This is a genomic window from Novosphingobium malaysiense (genome assembly GCF_000802225.1).
Classification (GTDB): domain Bacteria; phylum Pseudomonadota; class Alphaproteobacteria; order Sphingomonadales; family Sphingomonadaceae; genus Novosphingobium; species Novosphingobium malaysiense.
On sequence record NZ_JTDI01000001.1, the window covers coordinates 402,272 to 415,065 of the forward strand.

Here is a 12,794-nt window from a genome sequence, read left to right on the forward strand (position 1 = left end):
CCATTCCTCAACAGTTGAAGACCGGGGCCGAATAGCTCCGGCGGGAACGGAGTTCATTGCGTTTGCGCAATTTCCACTCAGGGCCCGCAATGCTCCGTTCCTGCTTGCCGATCGCAGATCCGGCCCCTGCCGATAATATGCGCTCGGGAAGGCCTCAGTTCCATACCCAGAGAAGGCCATTTGTCTCCGGAAGGCCGATAGTTCGGATGCCGCAATCCCTCGGGTTTTAATTGACTCGCTCACGCGCCGCATGGTTGCTTGGCGCTTCAAGAAGAGGGGTTGGCATGACTATTCCCGATTTTGCCGGCAACATAATCGATCCGGCCCATGAAGACTTCGATACGGCGCGTTTCGGCTGGAATCGCATGATCGATCGCAAGCCGGCGCTCATCGCGCGCTGCGCCAGCGTCGACGATGTCGTGGCGGCAGTGCGTCATGCAGCGGCGCGAGGCATGACGGCAGCCGCACGCTGCGGCGGGCACTCGGTCTCCGGTGCCTCTTTGCCTGAAAACGGCCTCGTGATCGATCTCTCCGGGGTCAAGGATATCGAAGTCGATCGCGAAGCGCGGGTCGCCCACGTCGGCGGCGGCGCATTGCTCGGCGAACTGGACGCGGCGACTCAGGCCCACGGGCTTGCAGTGACTGCCGGCATCGAGCCGGAAACCGGTGTCGGCGGTCTCGCGCTCGGCGGCGGGATCGGCTTTCTCGCGCGCAAACTCGGCCTGACGATAGACAACCTGATCGGTGCGCAGGTTGTCCTGGCCGATGGCAGCGTAGTCGAGGCCAACGAGAGCGAGCACCCCGACCTGTTCTGGGCCATTCGGGGCGGTGGCGGACAATTCGGCATTGTCACCCGCTTCGATTTTCGCCTCCATCCGATCGGGCCCGACATCATCACCGCATGGTCATTCTATCCTCTGGACAAGGCGCAAGACGTGCTCGGCTACGTCCGGGAATTCATGCGCGGTGCTTCGGACGACGTCAGCCTGGTACCGGCCTTCATGCACGTGCCGGGAGCCGAGCCATTTCCCGCCGAGTGGCAGGGCAAGCCGTGCCTGGCCGTAATCGCCTTCCATGTCGGCGACGAACCAACCGCGCGCAAGGAAGTGCAGCCGCTGCTCGAAAGGGGAGAGATGATCTTCGGCTACCTCGCCTCCCAGCCCTACGTCGAATTCCAGAAGGCACTGGCAGGATCATCGCCCCATGGCGGCCGCTATTACTGGAAGTCGATATTCGTCGAGGACCTGTGCGATGATCTCGTCGATGTGATGATCGAAGGTATCCGCAGCATTCCCGGCGAATACTCGATGATCTTTCTGGAGACGCTGGGCGGTGCAGTGGGCCGGGTCGGCATCGAAGAGACTGCCTTTTCCAACCGCGATGCTCGATACAACCTCGGCATATCCGCCGGCTGGTCCGACTCGGCGACCGATGACGCTGCGGTCGCCGCGGCCCGCGCGTGTTTCGAAAAACTGAAGCCGTTCTCGGACGGCACCGTGTACCTCAACTACCTCGATCGCGACGAAGCGGCACGGGCGCGCGAAGGATTCGGCCCAAATTACGACCGGCTGCAAAAGGTGAAGACGAAATACGATCCGGGCGGGCTGTTCCCGGGGGTGCTCAACGCTCGGCAGGACAACCTTCGCGGAGAATAGCGGCGGCACTCCTTCAGTTCTGGCGACGTGCGCCGCGATGCATTAGAGAACCGCAGCCCGACGACAACCGGGCTCGCCGATGTCGACACGCTACTTCAGGCAGTCAGCCTGTTTCCCCGCGAGATCCGACATTCTACCGATAGGGAGACCGGTATCGTGAAAGATGCAATGGAAGTTCCTGCCCATTCCGGGAGGGCGCACTGGATCCAGCCCGAAATCCAGCAGAAGATCGCATGGCGCGATGGCGATGTCGTCATTTCGGTGCCGCCGAAGAGCGGGACGACCTGGACAATGAACATCGTGCACCAGCTTCTCACCGGGGGGACAAGCGACTTTCGCGATATCTACGAGGAAGTGCCCTGGATCGAGTTCGTCGGCCATCCTGAGGAGACCCATGACGAGATCCTCTCCCGTCTCGACGCCATGCCGACCGATCGCCGCCGCGCCTTCAAGACGCATTCCGCGCCGCCGGTGGTCCCCTTCCTCGCGGCAGGGGAAGGCCCGCACGTCCAGTACATCGTCGTGTGCCGCAATCCGGAAGAGGCATTGGTCTCGTTTCAGCCGTTCATCGCGAAGCACGCCGATGAGTGGTTCGATCTCTGGGGAATGCCGAGGGAAGCCATGGCGAGGCCGGACTTCCCCTCCTTCTACCACGAGGTCGTCGCCGCCAGGGGGATGCACGAAAACGCCTTTTTCCGTTTCCTGGAGGCCTGGTGGCCGCTTCGCAACAACGACAACGTCCTCTTCCTGCACTATGCCGACATGAAGCGCGACCATGCCGGTTCGGTCCGGAAAATTGCAGATTACCTGGGCGTTGCGCCGAGCGAAGGCGAATGGTCCAAGATCCTCGAATACACGTCGTTTCCCTGGATGAAACAACACGAAGACAAGTTCGAGGCCCGCACGGCCGGGAAGGTGCCTATCCTCAAATCCGGCGCGATGATCCGCAAGGGCGAGGCCGGTAAGGCGAAGGCCGACGGCATGACCGACGCAATCGCTGGTGAATTGCGCAAGTTGGGCGACCGGATTTGCTCCGGTGCTGCCGTGGACTGGCTTTACGAAGGCGGCGTTCGCCCCTGAGGGCGTGGCCAGCCCGGCCGCCCCCTATGCGAGGACGCCGCGGCGGCAGAACTCCCAGATCGCGTCGGCCAGTTCTTCGCGCTCCCGGCGGTCGCCCATGCCCTCTTCTTCGGCCAGCAGCATCGTGTGCACCGTGGTCGAGACGAGGTTGTATATCAGGCGGGCCTGCAACTGGCTGTCGGCCTTGCGGAACTCGCCCTCGGCCATGCCCTCGCTGACATAGCCGGCGATCAGGTCCAGCAGTGGTTGCAAGGCGGACTGCAATTCGCCCGGACGCGTCTGCGCCAACCGCAAGTGCTCTCGGCTCAGCGCCGCCCCGCGCCGGTTGGCACCCACGTGATCCTGGCCGAGTTGTCCGACGACGATGTTCCGGACGATCGTCTTCAACGCCTCTTCCGGACTGGCGCAACGTGCAGTGACCTCGCGAAACTGCAGTGCGGCCGCGCGCAGCGAGCTGTCGAACACGGCAAGGACCAGATCATCCTTGCCCTGGAAGCACTCGTAGAAGGCGCGGCGGGCCAGCCCCGTACGCGACAGCACGGCACGGATCGTCAGGCCTTCCAGGCCGCTCTCGTCGAGCAGGTCGTAGGCGGCCTGGATAAGCAGGCCCGAGCGATCACGCTCATCGGCGGCGTCCGCAAGCGGCGCGAGTTTTGGATAGGCACTGACCATTGGCAAACCGGTAAGGCGAGTTCTGTTTGCGGTCCAGTGATAGTGTTACGATATTGCTACATGGTGCTGGAGATTGACTCCGCAGGCCCACTCGGAGTAAAACTTTGAGAACGACGTTCTCAACGAGTTTCGCGAGGAGAGATTCATGCCCAAGGTTCATTATGTCGACCACACCGGACAGGACACGCCGATAGATGTTCCTGCTGGTGAGAACGTCATGCACGGCGCCGTCTACAACGGGGTCGAAGGCATTGCCGGCGAATGCGGCGGTGCCCTGTCCTGCGCGACCTGCCATTGCTACGTCGACGAGGCATGGACCGCGAAAGTCGGCGGTCCCTCTTCCGAGGCCGAGAAAGAGCTGCTGGAGAATGCCTCTTGCGAGGTGAAGCCGAACAGCCGGCTGTCCTGTCAGATCGAGATGACCGACGAACTGGACGGTCTGGTCATCCACATGCCCGAATCCCAATACTGATCCGCCCTTACCGACCCGATAGCGCCCATAGGGAGAGAGCCTGTGCCAATCGACGCCGCAAACCCCGTTCCGCCCACCTTTCCGCGCCACGTCGGCATGGATCAGGTGCCGGCGCACGTCCCCAAGGACCTCATCCGCCAGACCGGCCTGACCTTTGGCCCCGAGTTCCTGGCCAACCCGCACGACTTCATGGCCGCGCTGCATGAAAAGCAGCCGACGATCTATTACGACGTCAGCCCGATGGGCAACATGTGGCACCTCATCAAGCATGAGGACGCCCTGTTCGGGCTGCGCCATCCGGAAATCTTCTCAAACGAAGGCGCCACGCCCTTTCCGCGCGATCCGAACGACTATTTCTACTTCATCCCGATCGAGATCGACCCTCCGCACCACCGCAAGTATCGCAACATCGTAGATCCGGTGTTCTCGCCCAAGGGCGTGCAGAGGCTGGAAGGCCTGATCCGCAAGCGCGCAAACGACATGATCGACAGCTTCATCGACAAGGGCGAGTGCGAATTCACCGAGGAATTCGGGCGCCCGCTGCCGGTCTCGGTATTCCTCGACATCATGGGCCTGCCGCAGGACATGCGCGATACCTTCGTCTCGTGGGCCATGGAACTGCTCCATTCCAACGACCGCGAGCGCATGGGCGCGGCGATGGTCAGCATCACCGAGTACCTCAAGGACGCGATTGCAGAGAAGAAGGCGAATCCGGACGACGGTGTCGTCAGCCTGATCGCCCATGCGGCGCCGGACGGGGTGCCGCTCTCCGACAAGGAAATCTTCGGCTTCGTCTGCTTCCTGTTCATCGGCGGGCTCGACACCGTGTTTGCCACGCTGAACAACATCTGGCTCTGGCTTGCCGAGAACCCGGACCGGGTACAGGAAATCATCGATCGTCCGCAGGACATCGATCGCGTCGTGGAAGAACTCCTGCGCCGCTGGTCGGTCACCTTCTCGGGCCGCGTGCTCGACCAGGATTACGAGATGCGCGGAGTGCAGATGAAGAAGGGCGACCGCGTCACCTTCATCCTGCCGGCCTGCAACTTCGATCCGGAAGTATTCCCGAACCCGAAGGAAGTCGACTTCGACCGGCCACGCAAGACGATCCTCGCGTTCACCGTCGGGGTGCACAGCTGCATGGGCGGACATCTCGCCCGACTGGAGCTCAAGATCGCCCTGCAGGAATGGCTCAAGCGCATTCCCGAGTTCAAGCTGAAGGAAGGCGCGAACATCGAATACCGGCCCGGCGGCGTGATCGGTCCGGAGGCCGTGCCGCTGGTCTGGTAACAGCAGACCCGCCGGCAAAAATCACGAATAGGGGAGCCGGATTGCCCGGCTCCCCTTATTTATGGGCGTATTGCAATGGCAGCCCGTGTCGCATGGCCGGTCGTCCTCCGCGCGGCGTCGGTGCGACCCGAAGGGCGTCCCGCGCGGAGGAGCAACCTGCAGCGCGATGGCCATGCCGATCGGCCATCGCGACTGCTCTTTCAGCCCGCCTGACGAAATTGGTCGGGATCCCCCCTCGCCTTGCACCCCGGCGATAGTGCCTCACGTGCATGCGACGATCCCGACCGCGTTCACCCGGGTCTTTCGGCGGCGCGCGGCATTGCCCCGATTACCCGAACGGCGCAGACCCCACGTTCCGCGCGTTGTTCGACGCCGCTTCGCCTCCTGGGCCAAATGCCCGAGTTCAACAAACCGGTCACCGGGATCGGGCGCGAACCCCCATTCTGACGCCCGTTCCCGCTTTCCGGTTAGCCGTGCCCTTCAACGACACCATGCGGTGCCCTGGTGAGGACGGCAGCTTTCAGACCATTGCAGTGCTGACGCGGCAGTTCCCCGCTGGCCGCATCATCCATCGCCGACCGCCCCCCGGTCGATCGTGACGACAGCTTCATGTCCTCAAGCACGTCCCGGAAATTGCCCGATAAGCGCCAATGAGGAAAGTCAGGTTTGGTCCAGATTGTATGGCAACGCGGCATTCGAAGCGGAAATACGCTCACGCAAGCGCGAAAAAAGCACCAATTTGGAAATCAATGCAAACGATTGGCCCCCGCAGGGCTGTTACGTCCTTCCTCGAACCTCTCGATCCAGCGGTGCAGCGAGAATCGACTCAAGCGCCGCCTCGAACGCTTCAGGCCTTTCATACATGGCCCAGTGCCCGGCACCCTCCACGACGCGAAAGATCGTATGGGGCTGGATCGAACGCAGAACCGCTTCCTGCGCAGCGGGATCCGGATGTGGCAGATCGAACTCACCCCAGATCGCGTCGACCGGAACGGGGATGCGCGGCAGTACTTTCAGCAAACGGTCCGGCAGGACCAGGCCGGAGACATCGAGGCGCGCCGCCTTGGCGGTCGGCAGCAGCATATGAATAGCCAGATCATCGGCGCTGTCGGGATGATGCAGCATGAGGCCGAGCAGGTTGGCCTTCAGAGCGGCGCGGCGCTCTTCACCGACCAGTCCGCTGATCCGACCGAGGCGCGGGTGCCCCAGCGGCGTATCGAGGCCGCCACAGCCGACGATCACCAACCTTCGCGCCACCTGCGGATACAGGGCGGCAAGATACGCCAGGGCCACCCCGCCGAAGGAAAAGCCGCACAAGTCGACCGGGAGTCCATCCTCGCCGAGGACTTCGCGCAGGCCGAGCGCGATAGCATTCGATATGCCTTCGTGGTCCTGCGGCTCGGGCAATGCTGACTGACCGTGACCGGGCAGGTCGGCGACGATGAGCCGGCGCCGCTGCGAGAGCCGCGCAATGTTGCGCACCCAGTGCGTCCACGTTCCCTGCGCGCCGTGCGCCAGGACCAGCGGCGGCCCCTCGCCCCAGATCCGCCAGACCATCGTTCCGTTTCCGCACGGCGTCTCGATTCGCTCCGCCTGCGCTTCGAGGGCTTCGAGGTACGCGGCCGGATCGGCGTTCTGATCTGCCACCTCGGTCATGCGTAGCGACCACCCTGCACTTCGCGCGCCGGCATGGCCTGCTCGATTTCAGCAAGGTCGGCGTCTGACAGTTCGATGGAAGCAGCCGCGATATTCTCCTCCAGGCGCTCGAGGCGACGCGTACCGGGTATCGGGACGATATCGTTGCCCTGACGCAGGACCCAGGCCAGCGCCAACTGCGCGGCAGTCACACCCTTCCGACCAGCCAGCGCCTGAAGCGCTTCGACAAGGCGGAAGTTATGTTCAGCAGCCTCCCCCTTGAAGCGCGGCATGTTGGAACGCCAGTCGTCGCGTGCCAGTTCGCCGGGCTTGACCTGGCCGGTGAGAAAGCCGCGCCCAAGTGGACTGTAGGGCACAAGCCCGATCCCGAGTTCGCGAAGGGTGGGGAGTACCGTATCCTCGACCTCTCGCGTCCACAGCGAGTATTCGCTCTGCACCGCAGCGACCGGCTGCACGGCATGAGCGCGGCGGATCAGATCGGCCGGCGCTTCGGACATGCCGAAGTGACGCACCTTGCCCTCGGCGATCAGATCCCTGACCGTTCCCGCGACATCCTCGATGGGAACATCGGGATCCACGCGGTGCTGGTAGAGGAGGTCGATGCAGTCGGTGCCCAGGCGAGCCAGCGAGGCATCGCAGACCTCGCGGATGTGCTCGGGCCGGCTGTCGAAGCCCTGGATCGGCCGGCCGGGTTCCACCTTCCCGCCGGTGCGGAAACCGAACTTGGTGGCGATGGTGACCTGCCCGCGGATCGGGGCGAGCGCCTCGCCCACCATCTCCTCGCCAATGAATGGGCCATAAATCTCCGCGGTATCGAAGAAGGTGATGCCACGCTCGAAAGCGCCGCGCAGGAGCCCGTTGCATTCGTCCTGCGAAAGCTTCGGACCGTAGGCACCGCTCACGCTCATGCACCCCAGCCCCAAAGCCGAAACCACAAGTCCATCGCCCAATGTGCGCCTGTCCACGTGCGCCGCTCCCTTGTTCGTTCTGTCTCAGCGATATCGGATCACGCCAGCCGACAAAGCACAACCGGTCCGGACAAAGATCGCCCCGGTGGCGATGAACGCTTCGACAGCGAGCGTTTGCTGCGCAGCAAATCATGCGATTCTTGCTTGGCGTCGCGCATTTTATGTTGCAAAGTGAACTTGAAAGGTCGTTTTCGACCTTACCGGCGTTGGGAGAGAGCGCGCCGGGGAGATTTCGATCCTCCCGGCGCGCCGATTTTCTTCGCGGTTGCAGCAAATCATGAACTCTCGTTTTTGCCAATACTTGCGCCGCTTTTGCGCGGCAGTGGCGCTGAGCAACCGAACATATTGCACCCGCGCCGCTCTCCATATTGTGCAACGCATCATTTTTCCCGGCGACTCCTGGGGGCCGTGGATGCACGCGGCGAGCGATTCGCCGGTCGGGCAGGTACGCTTGCGAAAGAGGGTCTTCGCCGATGCCGTGCCAACCATCATCCGTCCGGGTACAGGCCAGCCGGAGTCACGGAGCGAAACGGCGCTCGGTGGTCACCGACAAGATTGCCGAGTGCCGCCGGGTCCGGTAGGGCAAGGGTGAAACTCATCGCGCGTCCGGCCGTCTCATTCCCGTGAATCAGATCTACCTGCCCCTAGCCCAACGACGGCTGATGACGTTCTTCGTCATGGCCTCGGCGATCATGAACCAGATCGACACGACGATCGCCAACGTGGCGCTGCCGCATATCCAGGGCAGCACCTCGGCCTCGCGCGAACAGATCACCTGGGTCCTCACCAGCTACATCGTGGCGCTGGCGATTTTCACGCCGCTCACCGGCTGGCTCGCGGGGCGCTTCGGACGCAAGCGGGTGGTGCTGACGTCGATCTTCCTGTTCACCCTGACATCGGGCCTTTGCGGGGCGGCGACGAACCTCGACGAGCTCATCATCTTCCGCGTCCTCCAGGGCATGTCCGGAGCCGCGCTGGTGCCGATGAGCCAGGCCACGCTGCTCGACGCCTATCCCCCGGAGGAACACGGCAGTGCGATGGCCATCTTCGGGCTCGCCGCCATCACCGGGCCGCTGGTGGGGCCGCTCGCCGGGGGCTGGCTGACCGAGCACATGTCATGGCGATGGTGCTTCTTCATCAACCTGCCGATCGGAGTCATGGCCTGGGTGGGGCTGATGGCGACCATGCCCGATTTCCCGGGCCAGAAAGGTGTGAAGCTAGACTTCTTCGGCTTCGTCCTGCTCGCCGTCGGCATCGGCGCTCTGCAACTGCTGTTCGACCGCGGTCAGGTGCAGGACTGGTTTTCCTCGACCGAAATCTGGATCGAAGCAGTGCTCGCCGGTTGCGCGTTCTACCTATTCATCGTCCATTCCCTGACGAAGAAGCACCCGTTCGTCAGCCCGGCGGTATTCATGGACCGCAACTTCGTGGTGTGCTCGATCGTCGGCTTCTTCCTGGGCGTGCTGATCTACAGCCCGATGTCGCTGCTGCCGGAAATGCTGACCAACCTGTTCGGCTACCCGATCATGGACGTCGGTCTGGCCCTGGCACCTCGCGGCCTCGGCGTGCTGGTGGCAATGCTCATCATGGGCCGCGTGATCAACCGGATCGATCCGCGCATCCTGATCGGCATCGGCATGTTGCTCGCCGCGTTCTCGATGTGGCATCTCTCGCACATGACGCTCCAATCGAGCAGTTGGATCGTCATCACGACCGGCGTGATCCAGGGCATGGGATCCAGTTCGATCTTCGTGCCGCTGTCGATGATGACGTTCTCGACACTACCCGCGCACTTGCGCAACGAAGGCGCCGCTCTCAACACGCTGCTGCGCAGCTACGGCGGCGCCGCCGGCATTGCCTTGGTCCAGGTGCTCATCTTCCGCAACGAAGCCAAAGTGCAGTCGCGGCTTACCGAGGGGTTGAGGCCCGATAATCCGGTAGTGCAATCTGCGCTTCCAGGGATGGACTTTTCCGCTCCGACCTCGGTTGCCGGGCTCCAGCACGAACTGGTGCGGCAGGCGACCATGGTAGCCTACGTCGATGCCTACTGGGCACTGTCCATCGTCGGCCTGCTGGCCTGCGCGATGGTCTTCCTGCTTCGCCGCCCGCGCCGGTCCGAAGCGCCCGAAGAAGCGCTGGCAGCGGAGTGACCGCCCCGCCCTCGCACCCCGGTACGGCGCGCCTGCTTTGGACCATCGCCCTGCCGGCGATGCTGACGAATGTCGCGACCGCGCTGTTCGGCCTGGCCGACATGTGGGCCATCGGCCGCCTCGGCGATGCTCCAGCGCAAGGCGCGGTCGAACTCGGCGCCAAGTACATGATGGGGCTGCTCAACGTCTTCAACTTCCTGCGCACGAGCACGGTCGCGCTGACGGCGCAGGGCGCAGGCCGGGGCGACCGCGCGGCACAGGGACAGACCCTCGCCAGAGCCATGGCGGTGGCCCTGGGCATCGGCGCGCTCCTGCTGATGGCAATGCACTGGGCGATCCCGATCGGCCTGGACCTTCTGGAAGCGAAGGGACAGGTCCGCACCGATGCGCAGCTCTACATCGGCATCCGCTACTGGTCCGGTCCGGTCTGGCTCGCCAACTGCGTGCTGGTGGGCTGGCTGATCGGGCAGCGGCTCGTGCGGCACGTGCTGGTGGTGGAGATCACCGCCAACGCCGTGCATATCGCTCTCGACCTGTTGCTGGTGCTGGTGGCGCACTGGGGCGTCGCCGGCGTGGCTTCGGCGACGCTGGGGTCGGAGATTCTCAAGTTCATGCTTCTCGCCGCGATCGTCCTGCGCCAGCCTGCAGCCCGCGACGCCTTCGCCGCGGCCTGGGACCGCGCTACCTGGCACCGCAACGCCCTCGCCCGGCTCTTTGCGCTGAACCGCGATCTTTTCGCGCGCACCCTGCTGCTTACTGCCGCGATCCTGATCTTCGCCCGCAGCGGCGCCCAGCATGGGCCCGTGATACTGGCCGCCAACGGCATCCTGTTCCAACTCTTCATGCTCTCCACCCTGATCCTGGACGGCTTCGAGAACGCCTCGCAGGTCCTTTGCGGAGAGGCGCTGGGCGCAAAGGACCGCGCACGCTTTGCCGCGACCGTGCGGGTGGCGCTGATCTGGGGCGCCGTGATCGGCGTGATCCTGACGTTGACCTACGCCATCGGCGGGGCACCGCTGGCCGCATGGTTCAGCACCGATGCGAATGTCGTTGCCACAACCGCCACCTATATTCCCTGGATCGTCGCCCTGCCGCTGGTGGGCGTGGCCTCGTTCGTACTCGACGGCGTATTCGTCGGCGCCGGGTGGACGCGCGCGATGCTCGGCACCATGGCCGTGGCGATGGCGCTTTATCTGCTGCTGCTCTGGCTGCTGCATCCACTGGGCAACCACGGTCTGTGGGCGGCCTTCACGGTCTTCTTCGTGGTTCGCGCGGCAGGCCAGTTCGTCGTCCTGCCGCGTCTGACACGTCGCAGCTTCAGCGTTTCCTGAACACCACGGCGAGATTGTTGGCCGGCATTTCGGTCACGCGCTCAAGCACAAGGCCATGGCGCGCCCCACAGGCCTCCACGTCCTCCAGACGGCGCAGCCCCCAACGGGGATCGCGCCGCTTGAGGTCCTCGTCGAACGCCTCGTTGCTCGGCGCCGTGGGCCGGCCTGATCGCCGATAGGGACCATAGAGGATCAGCGGCTGTGCGGGCGAAAGCAATCGCCCGGCCCCCGCCATCAGCCCCTCGGTCGACGCCCAGGGACTGATGTGGATCATGTTGATGCACACCACGGCATCTGCGCGGTCCACCGGCCACGTCGGCGCAGCGGCATCCAGCTCGAGCGGTTCCAGCAGGTTGGGCAGGTTCTCGAGTTCACGCCAAGCGCAAATGGAGGCGCGCGCATCGGCATCGGGATCGCTGGGTTGCCAGCGCAGGCCTGGCAAGGCGCGGGCGAAGTACACGCCATGTTCGCCGGTCCCGCTCGCCACTTCCAGTATCTGGCCGGACGCCGGCAGAACCTCACGCAGAACGGCAAGGATGGGATCGCGGTTGCGGGCGGTCGCGGGGGCATGGCGGCGTGCGTCTTCGGTCATGGTCCGCCATTGGGGATGGCGCGCCTGCAGTTCAAGGCAGGACGACGTTTCAGCCCGGACGCACGTGGCCCGCGGCTCGACGACCCGCATCGTCAAACCGCGGGACAGCGTTTTCAGTGTGGCACGCGCATCCGCGAGCGCCGGAAGGGCATCAATCCCACAGGTTCACGTTATCCGGCGTGACGGGGGCATCAAGCGGCGCGGCGGCGGAAGACACGTCCTCCTCCATGAAGCCGCAGAAACGCCGGCGGATGGCCTCGAGGCTGATCCGGCGCATTTCCGCTTCGCTGAAACCCGCCGCGATAATCGCGGCAAGCGCACGCTGCTTCTGCGCGATCAGATCGATGGCCTGAAGCTCGCGCATGTGCCTTGCGGCGAAATCCTCGTCCCGGCACAGCACTTCGCCCAGTGCCTCGATCTCGGAACCGAGTTCGCCAAGCACGTCGGCCATTGCCGTGAATTTGGGTTCGTGGATCATCGGTTTCAGGCCGCGATCGCGCGGTCCTCGGAGGCGCTGAGGGCCTGCAGGTCGAGCACCATGACCATGCGTTCTTCGATCGCCGAGAGGCCTTCGAGGAACGGCGCCACGTCTTCCTGACCGGCGGTCGGCGGCGGCTGCAGGTTGTCGGTATCCAGCGCGACGATGTCGCTGACCGAGTCGACAATGAGCCCCTGCGACTGCCCATTGACCTGGCACACGATGATCGCGTGGCGCGGCGTGGCCTCGGTCGGTGTCCAGCCCAGACGTGCGGCCAGGTCGATCACCGGCAGCACGGTGCCGCGCAGGTTGACCACGCCAGCGACGTAGGATGGAACGCGCGGCATCGGGGTGACCGGCGTCCAGGCCCTGATTTCGCGGATCGCCATGATGTCGAGCGCGAATATCTGGCCGGCGACTTCGAAAGTAATGAGTTCGCGGTACATATCC

At 64.1% G+C, this 12,794-nt stretch carries 12 protein-coding genes; 6 read left to right on the forward strand and 6 right to left on the reverse strand.

Annotation, left to right across the window (positions count from 1 at the left end; all coding sequences use genetic code 11):
• The first annotated feature begins 284 nt into the window (after positions 1 to 284).
• Together LK12_RS01700 and LK12_RS01705 are read left to right on the forward strand one after the other, a co-directional pair.
• Positions 285 to 1,655, forward strand: a complete 1,371-nt coding sequence (locus LK12_RS01700) for an FAD-binding oxidoreductase (RefSeq protein WP_052223081.1) — start codon at positions 285 to 287, stop codon at positions 1,653 to 1,655.
• 156 nt (positions 1,656 to 1,811) lie between these two features.
• Positions 1,812 to 2,735: a sulfotransferase domain-containing protein gene (locus tag LK12_RS01705; RefSeq protein ID WP_156135351.1), complete on the forward strand. Its 924-nt coding sequence runs from the start codon at positions 1,812 to 1,814 to the stop codon at positions 2,733 to 2,735.
• 24 nt (positions 2,736 to 2,759) lie between these two features.
• Here the strand turns inward: LK12_RS01705 and LK12_RS01710 are convergent, their stop codons facing one another.
• Positions 2,760 to 3,407 carry a TetR/AcrR family transcriptional regulator gene (locus LK12_RS01710; protein WP_039278536.1) on the reverse strand — a complete coding sequence of 216 codons (648 nt, stop codon included), beginning with the start codon at positions 3,405 to 3,407 and terminating at the stop codon, positions 2,760 to 2,762.
• Positions 3,408 to 3,552: 145 nt separating this feature from the next.
• On the opposite strand from LK12_RS01710, the gene LK12_RS01715 reads away from it, so the two are divergent.
• Both LK12_RS01715 and LK12_RS01720 read left to right on the forward strand, forming a co-directional pair.
• Positions 3,553 to 3,879, forward strand: a complete 327-nt coding sequence (locus LK12_RS01715) for a 2Fe-2S iron-sulfur cluster-binding protein (protein WP_039278538.1) — start codon at positions 3,553 to 3,555, stop codon at positions 3,877 to 3,879.
• A gap of 42 nt (positions 3,880 to 3,921) precedes the next feature.
• Positions 3,922 to 5,169 (forward strand): cytochrome P450, encoded by a 1,248-nt coding sequence (locus LK12_RS01720; RefSeq protein WP_039278541.1) that lies wholly within the window; start codon positions 3,922 to 3,924, stop codon positions 5,167 to 5,169.
• 777 nt (positions 5,170 to 5,946) lie between these two features.
• On the opposite strand, the gene LK12_RS01725 is transcribed toward LK12_RS01720, so the two are convergent.
• Positions 5,947 to 6,825 (reverse strand): alpha/beta fold hydrolase, encoded by an 879-nt coding sequence (locus tag LK12_RS01725; protein WP_052223082.1) that lies wholly within the window; start codon positions 6,823 to 6,825, stop codon positions 5,947 to 5,949.
• On the reverse strand, positions 6,822 to 7,790 hold the full coding sequence (locus tag LK12_RS01730) for an aldo/keto reductase (RefSeq protein ID WP_039278542.1): 969 nt from the start codon (positions 7,788 to 7,790) through the stop codon (positions 6,822 to 6,824). The genes LK12_RS01725 and LK12_RS01730 overlap by 4 nt, the downstream gene beginning before the upstream one ends.
• 626 nt (positions 7,791 to 8,416) lie before the next feature.
• Between LK12_RS01730 and LK12_RS01735 the strand changes: the two genes are divergently transcribed.
• Entirely contained in the window at positions 8,417 to 9,943 is a 1,527-nt protein-coding gene (locus LK12_RS01735; RefSeq protein ID WP_231568187.1) for a DHA2 family efflux MFS transporter permease subunit, read from the forward strand.
• Positions 9,940 to 11,274, forward strand: coding sequence for an MATE family efflux transporter (locus LK12_RS01740; protein ID WP_039278545.1), 1,335 nt, complete (start codon positions 9,940 to 9,942; stop codon positions 11,272 to 11,274). Before LK12_RS01735 ends, LK12_RS01740 begins: the two co-directional genes overlap by 4 nt.
• Here the strand turns inward: LK12_RS01740 and LK12_RS01745 are convergent.
• From LK12_RS01745 to LK12_RS01755, 3 genes are all read right to left on the reverse strand, one after another.
• Positions 11,261 to 11,866: a DUF938 domain-containing protein gene (locus LK12_RS01745; RefSeq protein ID WP_039280084.1), complete on the reverse strand. Its 606-nt coding sequence runs from the start codon at positions 11,864 to 11,866 to the stop codon at positions 11,261 to 11,263. The genes LK12_RS01740 and LK12_RS01745 overlap by 14 nt on opposite strands.
• A gap of 151 nt (positions 11,867 to 12,017) precedes the next feature.
• Complete coding sequence (locus LK12_RS01750; RefSeq protein ID WP_039278546.1) at positions 12,018 to 12,344, reverse strand: hypothetical protein; 327 nt, start codon at positions 12,342 to 12,344, stop codon at positions 12,018 to 12,020.
• Positions 12,345 to 12,349: 5 nt separating this feature from the next.
• Complete coding sequence (locus LK12_RS01755; protein WP_039278549.1) at positions 12,350 to 12,790, reverse strand: chemotaxis protein CheW; 441 nt, start codon at positions 12,788 to 12,790, stop codon at positions 12,350 to 12,352.
• Positions 12,791 to 12,794 lie beyond the last annotated feature (4 nt).